Here is a 25,117-nt window from a genome sequence, read left to right on the forward strand (position 1 = left end):
TACACCGACCGTGTGAGTCGGGCGGCAGGGGGTTCGCTTCCGATATGGCCAAGGGGTGGATGCAGGTTGGGCGTTGGGCTCGGCGGGCGGCGATCGGCGTGACGCTGGCGACCACCATGGCCGCCGCCGGCTATGCCGGCTGGCGGGAGATGGAGACCTCGCGTCTCCAGGCCCGGCTGCTCTCCGGCGTCGCCCAGTCGATGACCGTGTCCTTGCGCGAAGGCCCCAACCCGCAGGCACGCTATCCCAAGCATGGGCCCTACAACGAGCGGCTCGGCTACACCGCCCTGCCCGGCTATCTCGACGCGCTGACCCATGACCTCTATGCGGTCGAACGGCAGGCGGTGCTGTCGCCGGTGCTCGATCGCTTCATGGCAGGCGGCGGCTTTCCGATCTATCGCGAGAAGACGCAGGCCGGGCTGACCCTGCTCGACCGCAACGGCGCCGTCATGTATTCGGCGCGCTATCCCGAACGGGTGTTCGACGGCTTCGATGATGTGCCGAAGCTGGTCGCCGACACGCTGCTGTTCATCGAGAATCGCGAGCTGCTGGACGCCGACCAGCCGCGCCGCAATCCGGCGGTGGAATGGGACCGCTTCGGTGCGGCGGTGGCGATGCTGCCCTTGCAGATGGTCCGGCCGGGTCAGCGTTCCCCCGGCGGCTCGACGCTCGCCACCCAGATCGAGAAGTACCGCCATTCGCCCGACGGACAGACCACCGGCAGTGTGGAGAAGCTGCGCCAGATGGCGTCGGCCAGCGTCCGCGCCTACAGCGACGGCGAGGACACCACGCAGGCCCGCCGCCGCATCCTGGTCGATTACCTGAATTCCACCCCGCTGACCGCGCGGGCCGGCTTCGGCGAGGTGAACGGGCTGGGCGACGGGCTGTGGGCCTGGTTCGGCACCGACCTGTCGATCGCCAAGCGCGTGCTGGTCGAGCCGGCACCGGACCTTCGCACCCTGAAGCTGAAGGCGCTGGCCTACAAGCAGGTGCTCGGCCTGCTGCTGGCGCAGCGGCGGCCCTCCCATTACCTGATCCAAGACCGCGCCGCGCTCGACCGGCTGGCCGATGCCCACCTGCGGGCGCTGGCGCAGGCCGGGGTGATCGATCCGGCGCTGCGCGACGCGGCGCTGGCCACGCCGCTGGCCTTCCGCGAGGAGGCGCCGACCGCCCCCGCCACCTCCTTCGTCGAGCAGAAGGCGACCAACGCCATCCGCGCCCGGTTGCTGGGCATGCTCGGCGTTTCCAACCTCTATGCGCTCGACCGGATCGACCTAACCGCGCAATCCACCCTGGATGCGGAGACGCAGGCCCGCGTGGTGGAGGTGCTGGGCAAGCTGAACGAACCCGATTATGCCCGCTCGCTGGGGCTGACCGGCGAACGGCTGCTCGACGCCCGCAACAACGACCTGTCCAAGCTGGTCTACTCGATCACGCTGTACGAGCGCGGACCCGAGGCCAATTACCTGCGCGTCCAGGCCGACAACCTCGACCAGCCGCTGGACATCAACGACGGCGCGAAGCTGGACCTGGGATCCACCGCAAAGCTGCGCACGCTGGCAACCTATCTGGAGATCATCGCCGAACTGCACAGCCGCTACGCTCATCTGGCGAAGGATTTGCTGGCCGATGTGGAGGACGAGGCGTCGGACAACCTGACGCGCTGGGCGACCTCATGGCTGGCGTCGGCCCCCGACCGCCGGTTGCCGGCCATGCTGGACGCGGCGATGCAGCGGCGCTATTCCGCCAGCCCCGGCGAGGTGTTCTTCACCGGCGGCGGCCAGCACAGCTTCGTGAACTTCAACAAGGACGACAACGGCCGCATCCTGACCGTGCAGGAGGCGTTGCGGAACAGCGTCAACCTGCCCTTCATCCGGCTGATGCGCGACGTCGTCCAGTTCTATATGGATGAGGGGGCCGACGACGGCGCCGACATCCTGCGCTCGCCCGACCACCCGGCCCGGCAGGCCTATCTCGCCCGCTTCGCCGACCGCGAGGGCTCGGACTTCCTCAACCGCTTCTACAACGACTACCGCAAGCGTACACCGGACGAGGCGCTGGCCCGGCTGGCGACCCGCTCGCGCCCGGTGCCGCACCGGCTGGCGGTGATCTTCCGCACCGTGCGGCCCAAGGCCGGGCTGGCCGAGTTCTCCGCCTTCCTGCGCGCCCAGCTGCCGAAGTTGGCGTTGTCCGACGGGCAGCTTTCGGCGCTCTACGCCAAATACGGGCCGGACCGCTTCCCGCTGAACGATTTGGGCTATCTCGCCCGCGTCCATCCGCTGGAACTGTGGCTCGTCGCCTATCTCCAGCAGCTTCCCGGCGCCACGCGATCCGAGGTGCTGGCCGCCAGCGCCGACGAACGCCAGGAAAGCTACCGCTGGCTGTTCAAGAAGGGCATGGCCGCCCAGAACACCCGCATCCGCATCGGGCTGGAGGAGGAGGCGTTCCAGCGCATCACCGCCCAGTGGCGCAGCGTCGGCTACCCGTTCGAAACGCTGGTGCCGTCGCTGGCGACCGCCATCGGCAGCTCGGCCGACCGCCCGGCGGCGCTGGCGGAGCTGATGGGGCTGATCCTGAACGACGGGGTGCGCCAGCCGACGGTGAAGATCCGCTCGCTGCATTTCGCCGCCGGCACGCCTTATGAGGCGAAGCTGGGGCTGGGACCACTGAAGGGCGAGCGCGTGCTGCGGCCGGAGGTCTGCGCCACCCTGCGCCGCGCGCTGATGGATGTGGCGCAGAACGGCACCGCCAAGCGCGTCTGGGGCTCCTTCAAGGACCCGTCCGGCGCGCCGATCCCGACGGGCGGCAAGACCGGCACCGGCGACCATCGGCTGGACCGCTGGGGGCCGGGCGGCGTGCTGATCGAATCGAAGGCGGTCAACCGCACCGCGACCTTTGTCTTCTACATCGGCGACCGCTTCTTCGGGACGATGACCGCCTTCGTCCATGGGCCGGAGGCCGACAACTACCGCTTCACCAGCGCCCTGCCCGCCCAGCTTCTGAAAAGCCTCGCCCCGGCGCTGCAGCCGCTGATCGACCAGGGTGCCACCCGCACCGCCGACACGCGCGCGACACCCACCGGCCTGTAAGGCGGAATGACCGGCTTCTTGCAGCCGGGCCTATTGCAACCTGGTGGCGGCGATCTTGGCGGTGTCGACCGGGGTGGCTGTGCAGCCGCCCAGCGTCGGGCCGACCGGAAGCTCGCCGAAGGCGGCAAGCGCGCCTTCCGCCTTCAGCCGGCCGACGAAACCGGGCTCCACCCCGCGGGCGACCCAGGCGAACCCCAGCCAGGTGGAGCGGACCGGCTCGCCGCCCGCCCGCACCATCGCCGTCATCGCCTCGGCATCGCTGGTGCCGGGGGAAAAGACCGCCAGCATCATTCCGTCGGTTGCATCCGGCAGCGCGGCGCGCTGCAGCGACAGCCCCATCAGCCCGGCCCAGACCAGCAGGATGCCGCCCAGCAGCGCCGCGGCGAGGCCGTGGCCGATGGGAAGTCCGGAAGAGGGTTGGGCGGGGCTGTCGCTCATGGTGGTCTACCTTACGCCTTCGCCTCGGCCGCCGCCAGCGACGGAGCCGGCTTCTCGGCGATCGGCCAGTGGACGATGGTCGCGAACATGGCCAGCGCCACGCCCAGCCACCAGACGACGTCGTAGGATCCCGTGCGCTCGTACAGCACGCCGCCGAGCCAGACGCCCAGGAAGCCGCCGACCTGATGGCTGAAGAAGGCGAAACCGTAGAGCGTGCCCATGTAGCGGGTGCCGAACATCAGCGCGACGAGCCCGGAGGTCGGCGGCACGGTGGACAGCCACAGCAGGCCCATCACCGCGGCATAGGCGATGACGGTGACCGGCGAGATCGGCACAAGGATGAAGATGGCCGTCGCGATGCCGCGCGAGAAATAGTTGGCGCACAGCAGGTAGCGCTTGCTGACCTTGCCCGCCAGCACGCCGGACGCGTAGGAGCCGATGACGTTGAACAGGCCGATCAGCGCCAGCGCCCAGGCGGCGAGCGACGCGCTGATGCCGGCCTCGGTCAGGTAGGGCGGCAGATGGGTGGTGATGAAGGCCAGCTGGAAGCCGCAGACGAAGAAGCCGGCGACCAGCAGCACATAGCTGCGGTGCTGGAAGGCCTGCCGCACCGCGGCGATGTAGCCGATGTTGGCGCCGGTCACCGCCGGGGTGCCGCTCGCCGTCATGCCCTTCGGTCCGGGGAAGACGCCGGCCAGCAACGGCACCGCGATCATCGAGGCCGCCAGCAGCAGCAGGGCGGTCTGCCAGCCGAAGCCGGCGATGAAGGCCTGCCCCATCGGGGCGAACAGGAACTGGCCCATCGATCCGGCGGCGGTGGCGATGCCAACCGACCAGCTGCGCTGTTCCGGCGGCAACAGCCGGGTGAAGCCGGCGATGATGATGCCGAAGGACGCGCCGGACAGGCCGAGCCCGATCAGCACACCGGCGGTCAGGTACAACTCCACACTGGTGGTGGCGTAGGGCATCAGCGCCAGACCGGCCGAATAGAGAATGCCGCCGCCGGCCAGCACCGGGGCCGGGCCGTAGCGGTCGGTCAGCGCCCCGGCGAAGGGGCCGCCGGCGCCCCACAGGATGTTCTGGATCGCCATCGCCAGTGCGAAGACGTCGCGGCCCCAGCCGCGGGTTTCCGAAAGCGGGCCGATGAACAGGCCCATGCTGGACCGCGGTCCGAAGGCCAGCATCGAGATCAGGCAACCGCAAACGACGACGAGTGCGGGCGTCCTCCAGGAGGGCGCCGGTGCGGGGGTGGCGGTGGTCAAGGCGTCCTCCCGGAAGGGTCCGGCATTGCGCGCCGGTGTTGTGGAACTGCTATGCCCCGACGATAGGCGGGCACCAACAGTTCGGCAAATTCATAATCGGCAACCGGGTCATTCCGCGGCGGAATGCAGGATGGGAGGTGGCGCGGTCCGGCGATCGGGCCGATGCGAGGCTGACAACTCATGCCGCAGCGACTGCTCCAGCCTGTCGAACACCGGGGCGATGCGACCGGTCGTCCGCGACTGGATCAGCCAGATCGTCACCGCCATCCGGAAATCGGGCAATTCGAGTGGCCGGACGGCGACCGCACCGGGAATCGGCGCGATCAGCCCCATCGGCGCCAGACCGAAGCCGACTCCGCGTGCCACCAGCGACACCAGCAGGCTCTGGTCATAGGCCTCCACCGTCACGTTCGGCTGCAGGCCGAGCGGCGCCAGCGCCTGATGAAGCGCCTCCCGATACCGGCAGCCGTTCGGCTGCAACACCCAGCCGCGCCGGTTCATGGCGGCCAGATCGGCGGAGCCGTCGCCGGGAGAAGCGATGATGCTGACCGGTTCGGTCCCGATCCGGCGGACCGGCAAATCGTCGGGCGGCGCCTGATCGTCGCACATCAGGATCAGCGCGCCGTCCAGGCTGCCGGCGCGAACCTGCTCGATCAGCGGGTTGCTCCAGTCCGCATGCAGCCGCAGGGTCAGGCCGGGGAAGCCGGCGCGCAACTCGTCCAGAGGCCGGCCGGCGGCCAGCGTGGTCAGCACATGCGCCGTGCCCAGCCGCAGCAGCCCGCGCGGCTCGGCCGACCCGGCGAACGCATCGGCGAAGTCGCTGGTCGCCGCCAGGATGCGCCTTGCATGGGCCAGCGCCAGTTCGCCGTCGCGGGTCAGGGCCAACGGCTTGGTCTGCCGGTCGAACAGCACGACGCCCAATTCCGCCTCCAGCCGCTGGATCAGCCGAGACACGGCCGACTGCGTCAGCCCCAGCCGGTTGCCGGCCTCCTGCACCGACTGCGCATCGGCCACGGCGATGAAGGTGCGGATCTCGTTGAGCTTCATGGGGCCTCGAACGGGTTCAGCAAAGGAATCCCAAAGGCTTGGAAGTCACGGACATTGCGAGTGGCGATCGTCAGCCCGTGGGCCTGTGCCGTGGCCGCGATCAGTGCGTCCACTGGATCGCAGTTGCGGTGAGCATTGCGAAGATGTCCCCAGACCGTCGCTACCATCAGCGAGACGGGCAGTATGCGTTCAGTCCAGGTCTCCACGCCTTTTATCCAGAGGTCGAGTTGCTCCGCCTTCGCAGCATTGGTTGGGCGGACATTGGCAATTCCGCGGTGGATTTCCCCGATGCTGATGACGCTGATGAAGGCTTCCGATGGCGGAACATGCTCCAGCCAGGCAATTGCCCGTGGATCCGGTCTCGGCCGCCTTGGCTCGGACAAGATATTGGTGTCCAGGAGGAAGCCCTTCATAAGGCGTCTTTGGCGAAGTCGACCGGCTTGCGGGTATTCGGCCCGTGGCGCTCGCCAATTGCCTCGTTCAGATCGATGTCTGCCGCATCGACGGGACGCAGAAGCGCTTCGATCACATTCGTAGGCATAGGCTTGGGAACGGCCGCGGTCCCTCCGCGCAGCCGCTCATAATCGGTGGCGGACAGCATGACCATCGACGGCTTGCCAGGCCGGACGATGGTCAAAGGCCCCTCGGCCAATGCGCGCTCGATGGCGGCATCAAGGCCGGGGTCGTCGGCTTTGGAATACAACACACCCATGGCCGCCCTCCATCATCAACCACCACATTGGTGACTCTCGGCACGGGGTGACAGGCTGTCAAGCGGTGCGCTAGGCTGCGGGTCATGACCATCGACTCCAATCATCCCGCCACCCCGCCTGACCGTTCCAGCCGCGAATATCCCGACCGCCCCTGGGTCGGTGTGGGGGCCGTCGTCTGGCGCGGCGACAAGGTTCTGCTGATCCGCCGGGGCAAGGCGCCGCGGATGGGCCAGTGGAGCCTGCCCGGCGGAGCGCAGTCGGTCGGCGAAACGGTGTTCGAGACCGCCGTGCGCGAGGTACGCGAGGAGACCGGGTTGGAGGTGGTGCCGACCGGGATCGTCACCGTGGTCGACGCCATCACCCCCGATGCCGAGGGCCGCGTCCATTACCACTATACGCTGGTCGAAGTGGCGGCGGAGAGCGCCGAGGGCGACGCGATCTGCGCCGACGATGCGCTGGAGGCCTGTTGGGCCACCGCCGAGGAGGCCGGCGAACTGACGGAATGGGACGAGACCCGGCGGGTCATCCTGATGTCTGCGGCCCAGCGGCGGCCCCCGACCCCATAGGCCGCAGGGTGCCGATGACGCTCCGCTCGGCCAGGAACTCGCTCACCCCATCGGCGCTCAGCGGGCGCGACAGCCAATAGCCCTGCAGAACGTCACAGCGATAGGCCTGCAGGTAGAGCCGCTGTTCCGGCGTCTCCACCCCTTCCGCCACCACGCCCAAATCCAGCGCATGGGCCAGCGCCACCACCGCCTGGACGATGGCGGCGGCGTCACGGTCCTCCACCATCGCCTGGACGAACTGCTTGTCGATCTTCAGCGCTTCCACCGGCACCCGTCGCAGGGTGGCCAGCGACGACCAGCCGGTGCCGAAATCGTCCAGCACCAGCCGGATTCCGGCACCGCGCAACTGCAGCAAGGCCTCGCGGGCATCGGCGCCTTGGCTGAACATGCTGGTTTCGGTCAGTTCCAGCTTCAGGTTGGCGGCCGGCAGGCCGGTCTCCGCCAGGATCGCCAGCACCTTCAGCACCAGCCCCGGATCGTCGAGCTGCCGCGCCGACAGGTTCACCGATACCGGAATGTCGGGATAGCCGGCACGCAGCCAGCCGGCGGCCACCCTGCAGGCGGTCCGCAGGGTCCATTCGCCCAGCAGATGGATCGCTTCCCCCTGCTCCGCCATCGGCACGAAGACGTCGGGCGGCAGCATGGTGCCGTCGGACAGGCGCCAACGCGACAGCGCCTCGAACCCGGTCAGGCGGTTGGTGACGACGTCCGCCTGCGGCTGGAAGACCAGGGAGAGTTCCTGACGGTCGATGGCGTCGCGCACCCGCTCGGCGAATCCGGCGTCGGATATCCCATGCGCTTCGGGTCCGTTCGACGTCGCGTGCGTGTTCGCCACCGTCCGCTCCCTCTCGACAACCATTCCCGGGTTCGACACCGGCCCGCTGGGCCTCATTGCCATAACAACCACAGGAACGATTTGTTAACCATGTCGCGAAAGAGCTTGACGAATTTTATATGGTTACGAAAGTGTTAACGTGGCTGGGCTGGTGACAAGAAAAGGTCGAAGCGGAAGCCATGCCGCACCCCCATTGGGAGCGGACGGTCACGCCCGTGCTTCCCCTCGTTTGAGACGGCTGGGCAGAAGCTCCCCCGATTGATCGAGCACCGGATAGGCGGCGGCAACCAGATGGGCATTGATCCGGCGCAGGTCGCGCAGAATGTCCAGATGGAGGGCGCTGGTCTCCACGCTTTCCTTGCGGCCGGCGCGCAGGCGGGCAAAATGCGCCTCGGTGGCGCTGGTCTCCAGATCGCGGATTACCTCCTTCTCGTGGATCAGCGCGCGGGCGGACCGGACATCGCCGGACACGAAGACGGCGGCGGCCAGACGCTGGGTTTCGCTCAGCCGTTCCAGCATGCCGGCGATCTCGGCCGCCCCCTCGGTGGAAAAGCGCAGCCTGCGCCGGATCTTCTTGGAGGCCGCCTCCATCAGATTGCGGTCGACGATGTCGCCGACATGCTCCAGATTTATGGTGAAGGTCAGCACGTCGGACACCCGGCGGGCGTCGCGTTCGTCCAGATCCTCGACATTGATCTGGGTGAGATAGCGCTTGATGGCGTCGTGCAGCCGGTCCAGTACATCGTCCATTCGCCGGATCTCCTGCACCCGCTTGCGGTCGTCGGTCTGGATCACGTCGAGCGCGCCGCGCAGCATGCTGTCCACCGTGTCCGCCATGCGCAACGCCTCGCGCGACGCGTTGGCGATGGCGAGATGGGGGACGCGGAGCGCACTGCGGTCGAGGTAGAGCGGCATCGCCGGGTCGGCGACCGCAACCCGTTCCGGGAACATCCGGGTCAGCATCCGCGCGAACCAGGGGAGCGGCCCGATGAACAGCCCGGCCATCGCCAGATTGAAGGCGAGATGGAAGTTGGCCGCCAGCCGCGCGGGATCCGGCGACACCGCCTGCAAGCCGGCGGTGATCGGCCCCAGCAGCGGCACGACGATGAGGCAGCCGACGAGCCGGTTGATGAGATTGCCCACCGGCAGCCGCCTTGCCGCCGGGTTGCGGCCGTCGCCGCCCGGTCCCTCCACCACCGGATTGACGGCGCTGCCCAGATTGGCGCCGGCGACCATGGCGACCGCCGCCTCCGGCCCGATCACCCCGCCGCCGGCCAGCGAGGCGATCAGCAGGATGGCGGCGACGCTGGAATGGGCGGCCCAGGACAGCAGCGCCGCCAGCATCACAGCCACCACCGGATCGGCGGTCAGCATCGCCAGCATCCGTCGCAGCATCGGCGCGTTCTCCGCCGGGGCGATGGTGGCCAGCAGCAGGTGCAGCGACAGCAGCATCAGGCCCAGCCCGATGGCGACCCGGCCCAGGTCGCGGCTGCGCGTCCGTGCGCCGCGACGAAAGGCGATGAAGCCGCCCAGCAGAAGGACCGGCGCCACATGCGCAACGTCGAAGGCGAGAATCTGGACGATCAGGGTGGAGCCGACATTGGCCCCCAGCATCACCGCCAGCGCCGGCATCAGCGACACCAGCCCGGTGGCGGTGAAGCCGGTCGCCATCAGACCGGTGGCGGTGCTGCTCTGCAGCAGCATGGTGATGCCCATGCCGGACAGGAAGGCGGTCCAGCGGTTGCGCAGCCCGGCCCCCAGGATGCGGCGCAGGTCGCCGCCAAGCGCGCGGGTCAGCCCGCTTTGCACCATGTGCAGCCCCCACAGGAGCAGCACGACATTCCCGGCCAGTTCCAGCAGCACCCGCGTCGCCTGCATCGCACCCCCTCTGTCGGGTCGGGGATGCGATCAAGCGGCACCCCTAACTGAAGTGTGGGGTGCGCCGATTGTTACGACAATATGACAGTTGGGTGACGGCGGAGGTGGAAAGGGAGACGATGATGCCGCCGCCTCCCCGATCCCCGCTTACTCAGACGTTGAAGCGGAAGTGGAAGATATCGCCGTCCTGGACGACATATTCCTTGCCTTCCTGGCGCATCTTGCCGGCGTCCTTCGCCCCCTGCTCGCCACCCAGCGTGACGAAACTGGTGTAGTCGATGGTCTCGGCGCGGATGAAGCCGCGTTCGAAGTCGGTGTGGATGACGCCGGCCGCCTCGGGAGCCTTGGCGTTGCGGCGCACGGTCCAGGCCCGCGTCTCCTTCGGGCCGACGGTGAAGAAGGTGATCAGGTCCAGCAGCTTGAAGCCGGCGCGGATCAGCTTGTTCAGCCCGGTTTCCTCCAGCCCCATCGACTCCAGGAATTCGGCCTTCTCGGCCGGGTCGGAGAGCTGGGCGACTTCGGATTCGATGGCGGCGGAGATGACGACGACCTCGGCATTCTCGGCCTTGGCCTTCTCGGCGACCTTGGCGGAGAAGGCGTTGCCGGTCGCGGCCGACGCCTCTTCGACGTTGCAGACGTAGAGCACCGGCTTGTCGGTCAGCAGCATGAACTGCTTGAACACCGGCTTTTCTTCGTCGGACAGCTCGACCACGCGGGCGGGCTTGCCGTCCTGCAGCACCTTCAGGGCGCGCTCCATCAGGTCGGCCTTGATCTTGCTGTCCTTGTCGCCGCCCTTGGCCTTCTTCTGAAGGCTGGTCAGCTGGCGCTCCAGGCTTTCCATGTCGGCGAGCATCAGCTCGGTCTCGACCACCTCGGCGTCGCGCAGCGGATCGACATTGCCCTCGACATGGGTGATGTCGTCGTCTTCGAAGCAGCGCAGCACATGGACGATGGCGTCCACCTCGCGGATGTTGGCGAGGAACTGGTTGCCCAGCCCTTCACCCTTCGACGCGCCGCGGATCAGGCCGGCGATGTCCACGAACTCCAGCTGGGTCGGGACGACCTTCTGCGACTTGGCGATTTCCGCCAGCTTGTCCTGCCGCGGGTCGGGCACGCCGACGCGTCCGACGTTCGGCTCCTTGGTGCAGAAGGGGAAATTCGCCGCCTCCGCCGCCTGGGTGGCGGTCAGCGCGTTGAAAAGGGTCGACTTGCCGACGTTCGGCAGGCCGACGATGCCGCAATTGAAGCCCATGGGTGGGTGCTCGCCGTCGGAAATTCTGGAATTGAGGCGCTTTATCCTACGATGGGGGACAAAGCGCAAACGCGAAGTGGGGGAAGGTCCGGCAGGCCGCGGCTTATCGCGCCTGCGTCGCCACCGTCACCTTGTTCATGAACAGCTCCGGCTGGCCTTCCACGATCAGCGGCAGATTGTCGGAGACGGCGTCGAGCAGCGGGTCGATCCAGCTCTGGTCGGCCTTGGCGAAATCGTGCAGGACGTAGCCGCTGACCAGATCCTTGTTGCCGGGATGGCCGATGCCCAGACGGATGCGCCAGTATTCCTTGCCGATATGCGCGTCGATGGAGCGCAGGCCGTTGTGCCCGCCATGGCCGCCGCCCTTCTTCACCCGGATCTTGCCGGGGGGCAGGTCCAGCTCGTCATGGATGACGACGACGTTCTCGGGCTTCAGCTTGTAGAACTGCAGGGCCGCCACCACCGACTGGCCGGACAGGTTCATGAAGGTGGCGGGCTCAAGCGCCAGAACCTTGTCGCCGACGACGGTGCCCTCGGCGGTCTGGCCCTGGAAACGCTTCTTCCACGGGGTGAAGCGATGGCGCTGGGCGATGGTCTCCACCGCCATGAATCCGATGTTGTGGCGGTTGCGGGCATACTCGTTGCCGGGGTTGCCCAGTCCGACCAGAAGCAGCATGTCCCTCACCCTTTGGAAACCACTCTCCACAAACGAAGCGGGGGGCCGAAGCCCCCCACCGTAACCATCTTCAAAGGTCGAACGCTCCTTATCAGGAAGCGGCGCCCTCTTCCGACTTCAGGCCCGACGGCGCAACGATGGTCGCGATGGTGAAATCGCGGTCGGTGATCGTCGAGGTCACACCCTCCGGCAGCTTGACCGAGGAGATGTGGATCGAATCGCCGACGTCGAAGCCTTCGCACGAGATGGTGATGTGCTCGGGGATGCTGTCGGCCGGGCAGCTCAGCTCCAGCTCGTGACGGACGATGTTCAGCACGCCGCCGCGCTTCAGGCCGGCCGACTTGTCCTGGTCGACGAACTCGACCGGAACCTGCACGTTGGTGCGGGTGTCGCCGGACACGCGCAGGAAGTCGACATGCAGCGGGAAATCAGTCACCGGGTGGAACTGCACGTCGCGCGGCAGGACGCGGTGGGCGGTGCCGTCGACGGTCACTTCGAACAGGTGCGTGAAGAAGCCCGGCTGATGCAGGACGCGGGTGAACTCGAACTTCTCGAGCGAAATGGTCAGGGGAGCCTGCTTGCCACCATAGATGACGGCCGGAATACGGCCATCACGGCGGGTCTGGCGGGCGGTCCCCTTGCCGGCCCGTTCGCGCGTCTCAGCGCCGAGCGGAATGATCTTGGTCATGACGATGCTCCAAAAACGAAAGGGCGCCGGCCTCCAGGGGTGCCGGCGCATGCGCGGGGTGCATACGGCAATCGGCCGGGCGCGTCAAGGAAAACGGGGCGTTCTCGCGGAGCGACCGCCGCCGGGGCGCTTCCGCTCCCAAAGGAGCCGAAAGCCGGCAAATTGGGCCTCACCAACGGTGGACGCGCGGCACTTGCGGTGTCATAGTGCGGCCCGCATTCGACCAGCCCCGTGTCCACGGGGCCAGACTCCGGAATTCGTGAGCGACGATGAGCGAGCCGATCTCCCTGTTCACCAAACTGGCGAACATCCACATCCGTTACGTCACGTGGCGTCGGGGCGCCAAGGTCGGCAGCGACCGCTTCGGCAACGTCTATTACCGCAACAAGGATGCCCAGCCCGGCACGCGCGAGCGCCGCTGGGTCCTGTATGCCGGTGAGCCCGATGCCTCCAAGATCCCGCCGGAATGGCATGGGTGGCTGCACCACACCACCAAGGAGCCGCTGCCCGAGGGGTCGAGCGCCTTCCACAAGCCGTGGCAGAAGGAACATCTGCCCAACATGTCGGGCTCGGTCCAGGCCTACCGTCCGCCCGGCCATGTGCTGGCCGGCGGGCAGCGCGTGCCGGCCACCGGCGATTACGAGCCCTGGACGCCGAGCTGATCCCTGCCGGGACTGACCATCACGTCGGAACGGAAAGCCCGGCCCCTTTCGGGCCGGGTTTCGATTCGGGAACTCGCAGCAGGATAGCTCTATGCGCCGGAATGTGATCGAAACCGTGCTGGGCGGCGTCGTGCTCGCCGTGGCCGCCGTGTTCCTTGCCTTCGCCTACAAAAGCGCCGACCTGCGCAAGGTGCAGGGCTATGACGTCACCGCCAACTTCAACAGCATCACCGGCCTGCAGAGCGGCGCCGATGTGCGCATCAGCGGCGTGAAGGTCGGCACGGTCACCGGACTGACGCTCGACCCCACCAGCTATCAGGCGGTCGTCCATCTTTCGGTCGACAATTCGGTGAAGCTGCCCAAGGACACCGCGGCGGTCATCGCATCGGAAAGCCTGCTGGGCGGCAAGTTCCTGTCGCTGGAGCCGGGCGGCGATCCCGACATGATCAAGCCGAACGGCAAGATCGAGTTCACGCAGAGCACCCCGGGCCTGGAACAGCTGCTGGGTCAGGTCATCTTCTCGCTGCAGAGCATGAGCAAGTCCGGCGATCAGGCCAATGGCCAGTCTTCCGGTGGCCAGCAGGGTCAGGCTCCCGGCCAGGCGCCGGCCCAGCCGCCCAAGCTGTAATTCCTTCAACCCTGGGCGTGGCCGGAACCGACGGACACGCTCAAGCGTTCCTCCTGCCATCCGGACGGCAATGCTCCCGGATCACGAGGCAGGAGGAAATGCGATGCGTCTGTCCCATTTGGCCGTGCTCGGCCTTGCCCTGGCGACCGCCGCCTGCGGCGCCGACATGGAAGAGAAATCGGCCACCGGCGGGCTTGGCGGCGCCGCGGCCGGCGCGGTGGTCGGCGGACCGGTGGGTGCCGTGGTCGGAGCCGCCGCTGGCGCCGGCGCCGGTGCGGCGACCCAGAAGATCGAAGACCGGAACGAGACTCAGAGCGGGTCCGGCGCCACCTACAGCGCCCCCGCCTCGCGCAGCACCGTCACGCGCTGAAACACCCGATCCGCACAACACACCCCAGCGCCCCCGCCACTGGACGCTGACCCCGCTTCCGGGATAGAAGGCGGAGCGCGCTCCGGCAGAGATCCCCTGATCGGCTGGATCCTGCCGCGGAGCGCCGTCCGCAATTACGGAAGCGATCCGACGTGACGAGACTTCTCCGACTTCTCCCGCTGGCGGCCGCCCTGCTGGCAACCGCGTCCGTTCAGGCCGCTCCGGTCCCGAGCCAGATGATCGAACGGCCGGCGGCCAAGCTGCAATGGCTGGACAAGGTGACCGCCCGCACCTCCACCTTCACCATGAAGGTCGGAGAGACCAAGGCGATGAGCAGCCTGCGCATCACACTGCGCGCCTGCCGCGAGAACCCGCCGATCGAAACGCCAGAATCGGCCGCTTTTCTGGAAGTGACGGAAATCAAGCCCGGCGAACAGGCGGAATCGGTCTTCAGCGGCTGGATGTTCGCCTCCAGCCCCGCCCTGTCGGCGATGGAGAACCCGATCTACGACGTGTGGGTTCTGGGCTGCGAGCAACAATAGGCACGGCGAGCCCCCATCCAACCGCCCACGCTCTCGTGGGGACGGTTGGATGGGGATGGATTTACTTACTCCGCCACCGCCGCGATGGGATTGCCCAGCGCCTTGTCCAGATAATCGTCCACCTGGATCGCCAGATCGTCAGTGCGGTTGACGAAGAAGTGACTGGCGCCGGGGACGACGCGGTGGTCGATGCGGATGTCCTTCTGGTGCGACAGCTTGGTCACCAGCTTGGTCACCGCGGCCTGGGGCACCACCTCGTCCTTGTCGCCATGGATGATCAGGCCCGAGGACGGGCACGGCGCCAGGAAGGAGAAGTCGAACAGGTTGGCCGGCGGCGAGACCGAGACGAAGCCGTCGATCTCCGGACGGCGCATCAGCAACTGCATGCCGATCCAGGCGCCGAAGGACACGCCGCCGATCCAGCAGAGCGGCGCGTTGGGGTTGTAGGTCTGCAGCCAGTCGAGCGCCGCCGCCGCATCGGCCAGTTCGCCCTCCCCCTTGTCGTAGGTGCCCTGGCTGCGCCCGACGCCGCGGAAGTTGAAGCGGAGAGCCGAATAGCCGCGCTTGGTGAAGGACTGGAACAGGGTGAAGACCACCTTGTTGTTCATCGTCCCATTGTGCTGCGGGTGCGGGTGCAACAGCAGCGCAACCGGGGCGTTCGGCTGCTTGCCGTGGGTGTAACGGCCTTCCAGGCGACCGGCGGGACCGTTGAAGAGCACTTCAGGCATGGGAACGACGTTCCTGACGCGGACAAAGGGTTGTTGGGACCGCCATGGCGACCGACCGGACCTTCATCCGGCCAACCGCCCCGGCGCACGGGCCTTTCGGGCCCGTCACGGATTTTCCCGTCTTGGAGTGGGGTTTTCCGCACACAATTCTTGACCGTTTTGCTTGGTCATCATATATGCGTCGTAACGTCCTCCGGGACAACCCGCCTGACCCGCCCGATCGGCCCCAGCGCTTGCGGGACCGATCGATAAGTCCGGGTCCCTGCCGGCCGGAACCCGAATGGGTCCGAACCGGAAAGGTCCTGAACCGCGAGGGTCCGACAGGCCGAAGCCGGGCGCGGGCGGCCGATGAGAGCGGCGGACTATACCACGGCGGGTGATGGCGTGTTCAAGCATCTTCGCGAAGAGATCGATGGGATCATGGCGCGGGACCCCGCCGCCCGCTCCCGGCTGGAGGTGGCGCTCTGCTACCCCGGCTTGCATGCCATCGTGCTCCACCGCATCGCCCGGCGCGCCCGCGACGCCGGCTGGCACACCGCTGCCCGGCTGATCTCCCAGATCGCCCGCTCGCTGACCGGCATCGAAATCCATCCCGGCGCCACCATTGGTCGCCGCTTCTTCATCGACCATGGCATGGGCGTGGTGATCGGCGAGACGGCGGAGATCGGCGACGACGTCATGCTCTATCATGGGGTGACGCTGGGCGGCACCTCGCTGAACCCCGGCAAGCGCCACCCGACGCTGGGTGACGGCGTGATCGTCGGGGCCGGCGCCAAGATCCTGGGCGCCATCACCATCGGCCGCGGCGCGCGCATCGGCGCCAACGCGGTGGTGGTGGCGGACGTGCCCGCCGACACCGCGGTGGTCGGCATCCCGGCCAAGCCGGTCATTCCGCGCGACCGCGCGGAAACCCGAAAATTCATGCCCTACGGCACCCCCTGCGGCGAGATCCCCGACCCGGTCGCCCGCGCGCTGACCGGCCTGCTCGATCAGGTGACGGCGCTGCAGGCCCGTGTCGGAGAGCTGGAAGCGGACCGCCCGTCCGCCGCTCTCCCCCGATCAACACCCACACCGCTAGAGACGGTGGCGTCCCACAATGGCGGGATGCACGAAGCGCAAGGAGAATCGCGATGAGACTCAGCACCAAGGGACGCTATGCCGTGATGGCGATGGTCGATCTGGCCGCCACCAGCCAGGGCAGCCCGGTCGCGCTGGCGGACATCGCGGAGCGGCAGGAAATCTCGCTGTCCTATCTGGAACAGCTGTTCGCCAAGCTGCGCAAGGGCGGTCTGGTCAAGAGCGTGCGCGGCCCCGGCGGCGGCTATCTGCTCGCCCATCCGGCCGACGCCACCCGTGTCTCCGACATCATCCTGGCGGTGGACGAGCCGATCCGCACCACCCGCTGCGCCAACGGCACGCCGCAGGGCTGCCGCACCAACCGCTCGCGCTGCCTGACCCACGATCTGTGGGAGGAACTGGGCAACCAGATCCATATGTACCTCAGCTCGGTCACCGTCGCCGACGTGGTGGAGCGCCGGATCATCGGCACCAGCGGCCTGAACCTGCTGCGCCCGGCCCCGGCCGCCGACAGCACCGCCGTCGCCGCCGCAGAGTGACGCCGCCGGATGAGATTGGCCTTCGCAGCTGAACGTGCCTGAAAAGTGACCACCCCGTTCGTCGCCCCCTTCCGTCGGACCGGTGTCTATCTCGACCACAACGCCACCGCTCCGCTGAAACCGGAGGTCAAGGCGGCGATGGGTCAGGCGATGGATCTGGTCGGCAACCCGTCCTCCGTTCACGCCTTCGGCCGCAGCGCCCGCCGGGCGGTGGAGGAGGCGCGCGCCGCCGTCGCGGCACTGGCCGGCGTGAAGCCGGCGCAGGTGCTGTTCACCGGCAGCGGGACGGAGGCGAACAACTTCGCGCTGCGCGGCTTCCCCGGCCGACGGCTGCTGACCTCCGCCATTGAGCATGAGTCGGTGCTGGCCGCTTGGCCCGATGCGGAGCGCTTCGGCGTAACCCGCGACGGCGTCGCCGACCTCAAGGACCTGGAACGCCGGCTGGCCGCTGCGGACGGTCCGGCGCTGGTCTCGCTGATGCTGGTCAACAACGAGACCGGGGTGATCCAGCCGGTGGCCGAGGCCGCCCGGATCGCCCATGCCCATGGCGCGCTGGTCCATTGCGACGCGGTGCAGGCCGCCGGGCGGCTGCCGCTGTCGCTGCCCGACCTCGGCGTCGACCTGATGACGCTGTCGGCCCACAAGCTGGGCGGTCCGACCGGCGTCGGCGCGCTGGTCCTGGCGGAAGGGCTGGAACCCGACGCGCTGATCCGCGGCGGCGGGCAGGAACGGCGCAAGCGGGCCGGCACTGAGAACCTGCTGGGCATCGTCGGCTTCGGCGCCGCCGCAAGGCTGGCGCGGGAGGGGCTGGCGGAGGCCGCTGACCTCGCGGCCCTGCGCGACCGGCTGGAGCGCGAGGCGCTGGCCGCCATTCCGCGCGCCCGGGTGATGGGGGCCGGTGCGGCGCGGGTCGCCAACACCAGCTGCCTGATGCTGCCCGGCCTGCCCGGCGAGACCCAGGTGATGACGCTCGATCTTGCCGGCGTGGCGGTGAGCGCCGGATCGGCCTGTTCCAGCGGCAAGGTGAAGCCGTCCCATGTGTTGGCGGCGATGGGCGAGGACGACCGGTCCGCCGCCAGCGCCATCCGTGTCAGCCTGGGCTGGACCAGCGACGACGAGGCGGTCGACCGTTTTCTGACGGCCTGGACCGCGATGGCGCGGCGAAGCGCGTCCGCGGATGGCTGAGTTCCGCTGTCGCCCGCCTGCCGCCCGCCATGCCTGCGCGACCATCTGTCCCCCGCCCGGAAAGTCCGCATTCGCGCATTGCGCCGGCTGCGGCTTATGGGTATGACCCCGCGGAAGGCCCGCCGGCTTGCAGTGGCGGCCTGATGTCGGGGTATCGATCCTATCGGCCGATCCTTTCGGCGTTTTGACGGACTGTGCGCATGACCCGTTCCAAATCCGGCCCGCCCGGCAACAGCAGCGGCGGAATTTCCGGCGCCATCGCCGGCGATCTGGAGCCCTGCGGCACCTGCGGCCGCTCGGTGGCGCCGCGCGCCCTGTTCTGCCACGCCTGCGGTGCGGCCCAACCGCCGCGGCCGCTCGACCCCTTCACCCGGTTGGGGCTGGAACGCCGCTTCGACATCGATCTGGAGCAACTGTCGAAGCAGCATGCCGGCTTCACCCGCGCCATGGACCCGGAGCGCTTCGCGGCACGCGGCCCGCGCCAGCAGGCCAACGCCAAGGCCCAGATCAACGCCCTGCGCGACGCCTATGACGTGCTGCGCGATCCAATCCGCCGCGCCCATGCGCTGCTGGCCCTGATGGGCTGCTCGCCGGCCGTCGGCGACGAGGACGGCAATGGGGACGAAGAGATCGCCGACCTCGCCACGCGGCTGTCCCGCGCCGACGATGCGCTGGAACTGGACCGCATAGGGCTGGACCTCAGCCAGCGGGTCGAGGCCTGCATCAAGTATCTCACCCCGGCCTTCCGCAAGGCGCAGACGGCCGCCGGCCCCGACAGCCCGCCGGCCTCCGACGGCGCCGCCCGCATCCTGGCCCGGCTGGAACGGCTGGAGGCGCTGGCCGCCGAGGTCCGCGACCGCCGCGCCGCCCTGACACCGCCGCGGCCCTGATCCGCTTTTACCCTACAATCACCCCCTAAATCGCCCCCCTAAACCGCTAGGCAACCTTAAAGGAACGAGGACCCCATGCCCAAGATGACCTTCATCGAGCCCGATGGCACCCGCCGCGAGGTGGACGCCCCGCTCGGCCTGTCCGTGCTGGAGATCGCGCACAAGAACAGCCTGGACCTGGAAGGCGCCTGCGAGGGCTCGCTGGCCTGCTCCACCTGCCATGTCGTGATCGAGCCGGAATGGTTCGACGTCCTGCCGGAAGCGCAGGAGGACGAGGAGGACATGCTGGACCTCGCCTTCGGCCTGACCAAGACCTCGCGCCTGGGCTGCCAGATCATCATGACGGAAGAGCTGGACGGTCTGATCGTCCGCCTGCCGGGCGGCAGCAACAACGCGATGAAGTGACGGTCCAGGGGAACCCTGTTCCGGCCGCCGGGGCCCGTGTCGCGCGATGCGGCGCCCGGCGGCCTTCTTTCCCTGCCGTTCCCCTGTCCCCGCCCTGCTTTCCTACCTTTTCCGGGCGCCTGCCCGCCCCATATAGGGCGCCATGAACTCCCTCGGTCTTTCCAAGCGCCCCCAGGACACCCGCGTCGTCGTCGCGATGTCCGGCGGGGTGGATTCCTCCGTCACCGCCGCCGTGCTGCGGGAGGAGGGCTATGATGTCGTCGGCATCACGCTGCAGCTTTACGACCACGGCCTCGCGTTGCAGAAGCCGGGCGCCTGCTGCGCCGGCCAGGACATCTACGACGCCCGTCAGGTCGCCGACCGCATCGGCATCCCGCATTACGTCCTGGATTACGAGGGCCGCTTCAGCCAGGACGTGATGGATGATTTCGCCGACAGCTATCTGCGCGGCGAGACGCCGATCCCCTGCGTGCGCTGCAACCAGCGCGTCAAGTTCCGCGATCTGCTGAACACCGCCCGCGATTTGGGCGCCGACGCGCTTGCCACCGGCCACTACGTCCGCCGCATCGCCGGCCCGCAGGGTGCCGAGTTGCACCGCGCCGTCGACCCCGCCAAGGACCAGAGCTATTTCCTGTTCGCCACCACGCGCGAGCAGTTGGAGTTCCTGCGTTTCCCGCTCGGCGGCCTGACCAAGCCGGAGACCCGCGCGCTGGCCGAGCGCCACGGGCTGGAGGTGGCGGCCAAGCCCGACAGCCAGGACATTTGCTTCGTCCCCAACGGCAACTATGCCGAGGTGGTGGCGAAGCTGCGCCCCGGCTCCGTCGAGCCCGGCGACATCGTCCATGTCGATGGCCGTGTGCTGGGTCGCCACAAGGGCGTCGTCCACTACACGGTCGGCCAGCGCAAGGGGCTGGGCATCGGCGGCATCCGCGGCCAGGAGGAGGAGGCGCTCTACGTCGTCCGCCTGGAGCCCGCCCGCCGCCGCGTCGTCGTCGGCCCGCGCCGCGACCTCGCCCGCTCGCTGGTGATGGTGCGCGACGTGAACTGGCTGGGTCCCGATCTGGCCGACGGTGCCGGGATCGAGGTGTCGGTAAAGCTGCGCTCCGCCCAGCCCGCCGCCCCTGCCCTGTGGCGCGCCGGCCCCGACGGCACCGCGCGGGTCGAACTGCTGGAGCCCCAGCACGGCATCGCGCCCGGTCAGGCCTGCGTCGTCTATCAGGGCGACCGCGTGCTGGGCGGCGGCTGGATTTCCGGCACGGCGGGAGGTGTGGCCGAGGGTGTTGAGGTTGGTGAAACGGCGGCCTGAATCAGGGGGTTATGCGGGTTTTTGCCGACCGGCCGAAAAAAATCGCACCCCCTGAAAATTCCGCGTTGACAGGCCAAGTCGCCCTATCCTATATAGCGGCTCCCGGCGGCAACGACGGGACACGATGGTAGCCAACGGCGGCGGAAACGCCAACAACGGCGCTCACGATGGCAGCGTAGCTCAGTGGTAGAGCAGGGGAATCATAATCCCTTGGTCGGGGGTTCAAATCCCTCCGCTGCTACCATCACAGGAAACCCCCTGATTTCCGGAAGGAAGTCAGGGGGTTTTTCTTTGCGCATGCCGTAATTCAGTTTCTAGGGAATTCGTAAATCCGTACTTCTCCAACTCTCTATCGTAGCAAGTGCGTAACGCCTGAAGCTTGGGGCTGTACCGGCTTCAGCGGTCGTAGGAAGTGCACCCACAACCGAACGAGCAACTTTTTCAAAACACATCTTCTAGAATGGGATGTGCATCATATCGACACTTCATCAGACATGATCCATCATCCCCCCTCAACTCAGGGGGATACGATGAGTGGATTCTTAATGATCTTGGCGGTTTTGAGTTTAATTAGTGGCATGTTAGGCGCGGTCGTCAGCCTACCAAGCTTTCTAGGATTTGTGACATATCTATCAAGTGGAGTAGTGTCCTTTGCTTTATTCGCTTGGATGGCAAGAGTTTTGGAAAATCAAACCGCCATACTGTCAGCTCTAGCCGAGATAAAAAACCAAAGCTCTCCCAATCTAAGCGCCAAGACTGGACCGCTATTTAACATCGGTGATAATGTACGCCATACTGTATTTGGAGCCGGAAACGTAGCATCGTCAGTTGGAGATGGACGCTATCTGGTAATTTTCACTGACGGGCACCAGACTCTACCCGCTTCCGAGCTTCGGCGAGAGATACCAGTCTCGACCAACGGCACACTTCTCAGCGAATCAAGCAAGACCTGCCCAAAGTGCTATGCGCTACTGCCGTTGGACGCGACGCAATGCAAACGTTGCGGCCACGATTACCTGCTAGCAGCCGGTTTCACTGAAACTCCAACGTAAATAGGCAATTAGCCACCAACGCGAGATTCGCTTTGGAGTATAATTCTCTACCCCTGTATCGACTTCGGCAGCGCGATTTGCGGTTCGACCTCCACGCGGTTGCGGCCGGCGTTCTTGGCGCGGTAGAGCGCGGCGTCGGCGCGGGCCAGCAAAGGTTCGATGCCGGCATCATTGCCGGTCAGCCAGCTCAGGCCAAGGCTGACGGTCAGGTACAGCTCGCCGCCGTCCTCCAGCTTCACCGGTTGGGCGGCGATCGCCTGGCGGAGGCGCTGGGCGGCGGCGAAGGCGTTTACCGGCGGGGTTTCCGGCATCACCACGGCGAACTCCTCGCCACCTAGGCGGCCGATGATATCGCAAGCGCGCAGAGTGTCCTTGCAGGCGCGCACCGTGCTGCGGATCGCCTCGTCGCCGGTGGCGTGGCCGTGGGTGTCGTTGACCCGCTTGAAGTGGTCGATATCCAGCATCACCACCGACAGCGGACGCTCGTATCGTCGCGAGCGGGTAAACTCTTCAGCCCCCCTTTCCAGGAAGCGGCGGCGGTTCATGGCGCCGGTCAGGGCGTCGGTGGTCGCCAACCGCTCCAGGTCGCGCTGCATCGCCACGACGCGCGAGGCCGCCAGCAGGCGCGCCGCGGTCCATTTCCAGTCGAGCGGCTTGCGCAGGAACTCATCGGCGCCGGCCTCCACCAGTTCGTGGAACTGGTCGGTCATGCTGCCGGGGATCATTAGAATCAAGTAGAGGTGGCGAAGCCCCTGGGCGGTGCGCAGGTGCCAGCACAGCTCGATGCCGGTCATGTCGGCCAAACGGATGTCGGCCATCACCACGTCGAACCGCTCATTCGCCACCGCTTCGATGGCGGCGGCCCCGCTGTGGACCACGCTGGTGGCATAGCCGAGCTTGTTCAGCTCATACACCATCATGGTCAGGTGGCGCGGTGAATCGTCGACGATCAGAATCCGCAACTCGAAAGCTCCCGGCGATCCTTGCCCGTTTATGGAGCATGAGGCCCAGGTTGTGCAAATGTCCTTAACGTCATGTCGCAGAACAATAACGAAAAGCCGGGGTCATACGCCGGTATGCCCAGGCATGGCAGCGGCCGTGGCTGGGGTCGGACGGCGGCGCGGTCTGATGCTTTTGCACATGTTGCCTATCGGGCCGGCCGGTTGGTACTGTTCCTTGTAATTATGTTCGCGGGACAAGCGGACGATGACTGCGGGAGGCACGACCATGGACAGCGCGCGCGCGGCCCACATCGATGAACTCGTCCGTGTCTCCACTGGCCGTGTCTCCGCCGGCTTGCGGTCCGCCCGCGACCCGATCATCGAAAGCTCCTGGCGCCGCTGCGTCGCCGACCACAAGCTGGACCCCACCGTCGGGCGCGAGCCGCACATCCTGCCGCAGGAACGGCTGCGCGAGCATCGCGACGCCATGGACGAGTTCCTGCGCATGGCCCGCTTCGGGCTGGAGGCGCTGTACCGGCAGGTTGCCGGCATGGGTTATGTCCTGCTGCTGACCGACAGCAACGGCGTCACGGTGGACTTCATCGGCGATCCGACCTTCGACAACCATCTGCGCCGGGCCGGGCTGTATCTGGGGGCTGACTGGAACGAGGGGCATGCCGGCACCTGCGCGGTCGGCACCTGCATCGCCACCGCCCAGGCGCTGACCGTCCACCAGACCGACCATTTCGACTCCACCCACATCCCGCTGACCTGCACCGCGGCACCCGTCTTCGACAGCGGCGGCGAACTGGCCGCCGTGCTGGACATCTCCGCCTTGCACTCGCCAGAGCCGAAGATCAGCCAATATCTGGCGCTGCAGATGGTCCGCGCCTATGTCCACAAGATCGAAACGGCCAATCTCTACAACAACTTCCGCCGCGACTGGGTGGTGAAGCTGTCCGCGTCGCAGGAGTTCGCGGAGGTCGATCCCGACTTCGTCCTGGCGCTGGACGGCAGCGGGCGGGTGGTCGGGTTCAACCACAAGGCCGGCGACCTGCTGGTGGAGGATGGGAGGTCGCCGCTCGGCCGCTCCTTCGCCGAGCTGTTCGACTGCGAAGTGGACGATCTGGTCCATTTCGTCCGCTCGCTGCCGACCGAACAGCGCACGCTGCGCCTGCGCCGCACCGGCCTGCCGCTGTTCGCCCAGGCAATGCCGCCGCCCGCTGTGTCATTGCCGCGCAGCCATGTGCCGGACCATGGCGGCGACACGCTGCCGGAGCCGTTGCGCGTGGTGTCCGGCGGCGATCCGGCGCTGAAGGCGGTGCTGACGCGGGCGGCCAAGCTGGTCAACACCCGCATGAGCCTGCTGATCCATGGCGAGACCGGCACCGGCAAGGAGCATCTGGCCAAGGCCCTGCACAAGGCCAGCATCCGCCGCAACAAGCCCTTCGTCGCCATCAACTGCGCCGCACTGCCGGAAAACCTGATCGAGAGCGAACTGTTCGGTTACGAGCCGGGCTCCTTCACCGGGGCGACGGCGCGCGGCAAGAAGGGGCTGATCCTGGAGGCCGACGGCGGCACCCTGTTCCTGGACGAGATCGGCGACATGCCGCTGTCGTCGCAGACCCGCCTGTTGCGCGTGCTGGCCGAGCGGGAGGTGACGCCGATCGGCCGGACCAAGGCGGTTTCGGTGGATGTCCGCGTCATCGGCGCCACCCACCGCGATCTGGTGGAACTGGTCAAAGCCGGCAAATTCCGCGACGACTTGTACTTTCGTCTCAACGGCGCGGTGTTCACCGTGCCGCCCTTGCGCCAGCGCGGTGACCTGGAGTGGCTGATCGAGCGGCTGCTGGCCGAGCGGACGGAACGTGACGGCATCGGCTACCGGTTGACCCCGGCGGCGCTGGCGGCTCTGCGCGGGCACGGCTGGCCGGGCAATGTGCGGGAACTGGTGAATGCGCTGGACTATGCCTGCGCGGTCAGCGACGGCGGGCTGATCGACCTCGACGACATTCCGGAGCCGGTGCAGCACAGCGGCCTGTTCCAGGCTTGGCCGGCGGAGGTGGCGCAGACGGTGGTGACGGAAGAGGACCCAGCCGCCCGGCTACGCGAGACTTTGCGGCGGCACCACTGGAACGTCTCGGCAACGGCGCGGGCGATGGGGGTCGACCGTTCGACCATCCACCGGCAGATGCACCGCTTCGGCATCGTGGCGCCGCATCGGGCAGAGTGAGGGTGCGGCTCCGTTTGCCCCCACCCTAACCCTCCCCCGCTACGCAGGGGAGGGAACTCCGCCGCCTTCCCCAACAAGCACTTACCCCCTCCCCCGCCCAGCGGGGGAGGGTTGG

General features: G+C 67.5%; 25 protein-coding genes and 1 tRNA gene. 14 read left to right on the forward strand and 12 right to left on the reverse strand.

Annotation, left to right across the window (positions count from 1 at the left end):
* The first annotated feature begins 59 nt into the window (after positions 1 to 59).
* Positions 60 to 3,089 (forward strand): transglycosylase domain-containing protein, encoded by a 3,030-nt coding sequence (locus tag TSH20_RS06215; protein ID WP_247871180.1) that lies wholly within the window; start codon positions 60 to 62, stop codon positions 3,087 to 3,089.
* 30 nt (positions 3,090 to 3,119) lie between these two features.
* On the opposite strand, the gene TSH20_RS06220 is transcribed toward TSH20_RS06215, so the two are convergent.
* The 5 genes from TSH20_RS06220 to TSH20_RS06240 form a co-directional block, all read right to left on the reverse strand.
* Complete coding sequence (locus tag TSH20_RS06220) at positions 3,120 to 3,527, reverse strand: hypothetical protein (RefSeq protein WP_109073905.1); 408 nt, start codon at positions 3,525 to 3,527, stop codon at positions 3,120 to 3,122.
* A gap of 11 nt (positions 3,528 to 3,538) precedes the next feature.
* Positions 3,539 to 4,789: an MFS transporter gene (locus TSH20_RS06225; RefSeq protein ID WP_109073906.1), complete on the reverse strand. Its 1,251-nt coding sequence runs from the start codon at positions 4,787 to 4,789 to the stop codon at positions 3,539 to 3,541.
* A 108-nt stretch (positions 4,790 to 4,897) separates the two neighbouring features.
* Positions 4,898 to 5,836 carry a LysR family transcriptional regulator gene (locus tag TSH20_RS06230; RefSeq protein ID WP_247871181.1) on the reverse strand — a complete coding sequence of 313 codons (939 nt, stop codon included), beginning with the start codon at positions 5,834 to 5,836 and terminating at the stop codon, positions 4,898 to 4,900.
* Positions 5,833 to 6,249, reverse strand: coding sequence for a type II toxin-antitoxin system VapC family toxin (locus TSH20_RS06235; RefSeq protein ID WP_109073907.1), 417 nt, complete (start codon positions 6,247 to 6,249; stop codon positions 5,833 to 5,835). The genes TSH20_RS06230 and TSH20_RS06235 overlap by 4 nt, the downstream gene beginning before the upstream one ends.
* Positions 6,246 to 6,548 carry a type II toxin-antitoxin system Phd/YefM family antitoxin gene (locus TSH20_RS06240; RefSeq protein ID WP_109073908.1) on the reverse strand — a complete coding sequence of 101 codons (303 nt, stop codon included), beginning with the start codon at positions 6,546 to 6,548 and terminating at the stop codon, positions 6,246 to 6,248. Before TSH20_RS06240 ends, TSH20_RS06235 begins: the two co-directional genes overlap by 4 nt.
* Before the next feature lie 84 nt (positions 6,549 to 6,632).
* On the opposite strand from TSH20_RS06240, the gene TSH20_RS06245 reads away from it, so the two are divergent.
* On the forward strand, positions 6,633 to 7,115 hold the full coding sequence (locus TSH20_RS06245) for an NUDIX hydrolase (protein ID WP_109073909.1): 483 nt from the start codon (positions 6,633 to 6,635) through the stop codon (positions 7,113 to 7,115).
* Here TSH20_RS06245 and TSH20_RS06250 read toward each other — a convergent pair.
* The 5 genes from TSH20_RS06250 to TSH20_RS06270 all read right to left on the reverse strand — a co-directional run bounded on the left by TSH20_RS06250 (position 7,072) and on the right by TSH20_RS06270 (position 12,444).
* Positions 7,072 to 7,950 carry an EAL domain-containing protein gene (locus TSH20_RS06250; RefSeq protein WP_247871182.1) on the reverse strand — a complete coding sequence of 293 codons (879 nt, stop codon included), beginning with the start codon at positions 7,948 to 7,950 and terminating at the stop codon, positions 7,072 to 7,074. The two genes, TSH20_RS06245 and TSH20_RS06250, sit on opposite strands and share 44 nt — an antisense overlap.
* A 207-nt stretch (positions 7,951 to 8,157) precedes the next feature.
* Entirely contained in the window at positions 8,158 to 9,828 is a 1,671-nt protein-coding gene (locus TSH20_RS06255; protein ID WP_109073911.1) for a Na/Pi cotransporter family protein, read from the reverse strand.
* Between the two features lie 151 nt (positions 9,829 to 9,979).
* Positions 9,980 to 11,080, reverse strand: coding sequence for a redox-regulated ATPase YchF (ychF, locus tag TSH20_RS06260; protein WP_109073912.1), 1,101 nt, complete (start codon positions 11,078 to 11,080; stop codon positions 9,980 to 9,982).
* Between the two features lie 103 nt (positions 11,081 to 11,183).
* Complete coding sequence (pth, locus tag TSH20_RS06265) at positions 11,184 to 11,756, reverse strand: aminoacyl-tRNA hydrolase (RefSeq protein WP_109073913.1); 573 nt, start codon at positions 11,754 to 11,756, stop codon at positions 11,184 to 11,186.
* Between the two features lie 91 nt (positions 11,757 to 11,847).
* Positions 11,848 to 12,444 carry a 50S ribosomal protein L25/general stress protein Ctc gene (locus TSH20_RS06270; RefSeq protein WP_109073914.1) on the reverse strand — a complete coding sequence of 199 codons (597 nt, stop codon included), beginning with the start codon at positions 12,442 to 12,444 and terminating at the stop codon, positions 11,848 to 11,850.
* Positions 12,445 to 12,713: 269 nt separating this feature from the next.
* Between TSH20_RS06270 and TSH20_RS06275 the strand changes: the two genes are divergently transcribed.
* From TSH20_RS06275 to TSH20_RS06290, 4 genes are all read left to right on the forward strand, one after another.
* A complete protein-coding gene (locus TSH20_RS06275; RefSeq protein ID WP_109073915.1) occupies positions 12,714 to 13,106 on the forward strand; it encodes an NADH:ubiquinone oxidoreductase subunit NDUFA12 in 393 nt (130 codons plus the stop codon).
* A gap of 91 nt (positions 13,107 to 13,197) precedes the next feature.
* A complete protein-coding gene (mlaD, locus tag TSH20_RS06280; RefSeq protein ID WP_109073916.1) occupies positions 13,198 to 13,734 on the forward strand; it encodes an outer membrane lipid asymmetry maintenance protein MlaD in 537 nt (178 codons plus the stop codon).
* A gap of 103 nt (positions 13,735 to 13,837) precedes the next feature.
* Complete coding sequence (locus tag TSH20_RS06285) at positions 13,838 to 14,104, forward strand: hypothetical protein (RefSeq protein WP_109073917.1); 267 nt, start codon at positions 13,838 to 13,840, stop codon at positions 14,102 to 14,104.
* A gap of 152 nt (positions 14,105 to 14,256) precedes the next feature.
* Entirely contained in the window at positions 14,257 to 14,646 is a 390-nt protein-coding gene (locus TSH20_RS06290; RefSeq protein WP_109073918.1) for a DUF2155 domain-containing protein, read from the forward strand.
* A 65-nt stretch (positions 14,647 to 14,711) separates the two neighbouring features.
* On the opposite strand, the gene TSH20_RS06295 is transcribed toward TSH20_RS06290, so the two are convergent.
* Positions 14,712 to 15,374, reverse strand: coding sequence for an alpha/beta hydrolase (locus TSH20_RS06295; RefSeq protein ID WP_109073919.1), 663 nt, complete (start codon positions 15,372 to 15,374; stop codon positions 14,712 to 14,714).
* 348 nt (positions 15,375 to 15,722) lie between these two features.
* On the opposite strand from TSH20_RS06295, the gene cysE reads away from it, so the two are divergent.
* From cysE to TSH20_RS06330, 7 genes are all read left to right on the forward strand, one after another.
* Positions 15,723 to 16,508 (forward strand): serine O-acetyltransferase, encoded by a 786-nt coding sequence (gene cysE, locus TSH20_RS06300; RefSeq protein ID WP_109073920.1) that lies wholly within the window; start codon positions 15,723 to 15,725, stop codon positions 16,506 to 16,508.
* Positions 16,505 to 16,990 (forward strand): Rrf2 family transcriptional regulator, encoded by a 486-nt coding sequence (locus TSH20_RS06305; RefSeq protein WP_085089868.1) that lies wholly within the window; start codon positions 16,505 to 16,507, stop codon positions 16,988 to 16,990. Before cysE ends, TSH20_RS06305 begins: the two co-directional genes overlap by 4 nt.
* A 45-nt stretch (positions 16,991 to 17,035) precedes the next feature.
* On the forward strand, positions 17,036 to 18,175 hold the full coding sequence (locus TSH20_RS06310; protein WP_109073921.1) for a cysteine desulfurase family protein: 1,140 nt from the start codon (positions 17,036 to 17,038) through the stop codon (positions 18,173 to 18,175).
* A gap of 200 nt (positions 18,176 to 18,375) precedes the next feature.
* Positions 18,376 to 19,065 (forward strand): molecular chaperone DnaJ, encoded by a 690-nt coding sequence (locus tag TSH20_RS06315; RefSeq protein ID WP_109073922.1) that lies wholly within the window; start codon positions 18,376 to 18,378, stop codon positions 19,063 to 19,065.
* Positions 19,066 to 19,140: 75 nt separating this feature from the next.
* Positions 19,141 to 19,470: a ferredoxin family 2Fe-2S iron-sulfur cluster binding protein gene (locus tag TSH20_RS06320; RefSeq protein WP_109073923.1), complete on the forward strand. Its 330-nt coding sequence runs from the start codon at positions 19,141 to 19,143 to the stop codon at positions 19,468 to 19,470.
* 142 nt (positions 19,471 to 19,612) lie between these two features.
* The gene (mnmA, locus tag TSH20_RS06325) at positions 19,613 to 20,776 is read left to right on the forward strand and encodes a tRNA 2-thiouridine(34) synthase MnmA (RefSeq protein ID WP_109073924.1); all 1,164 of its coding nucleotides are present in this window, start codon (positions 19,613 to 19,615) and stop codon (positions 20,774 to 20,776) included.
* A gap of 169 nt (positions 20,777 to 20,945) precedes the next feature.
* Positions 20,946 to 21,020: transfer RNA gene (locus tag TSH20_RS06330), tRNA-Met, on the forward strand.
* Between the two features lie 855 nt (positions 21,021 to 21,875).
* Here the strand turns inward: TSH20_RS06330 and TSH20_RS06340 are convergent.
* Positions 21,876 to 22,790 (reverse strand): diguanylate cyclase, encoded by a 915-nt coding sequence (locus tag TSH20_RS06340; RefSeq protein ID WP_109073926.1) that lies wholly within the window; start codon positions 22,788 to 22,790, stop codon positions 21,876 to 21,878.
* 265 nt (positions 22,791 to 23,055) lie between these two features.
* Between TSH20_RS06340 and TSH20_RS06345 the strand changes: the two genes are divergently transcribed.
* Positions 23,056 to 25,002 carry a sigma-54-dependent Fis family transcriptional regulator gene (locus TSH20_RS06345; protein ID WP_109073927.1) on the forward strand — a complete coding sequence of 649 codons (1,947 nt, stop codon included), beginning with the start codon at positions 23,056 to 23,058 and terminating at the stop codon, positions 25,000 to 25,002.
* The last annotated feature ends 115 nt before the right edge of the window (positions 25,003 to 25,117 follow it).

The sequence above is a fragment of the Azospirillum sp. TSH20 genome (assembly GCF_003115935.1).
Lineage (GTDB): Bacteria > Pseudomonadota > Alphaproteobacteria > Azospirillales > Azospirillaceae > Azospirillum.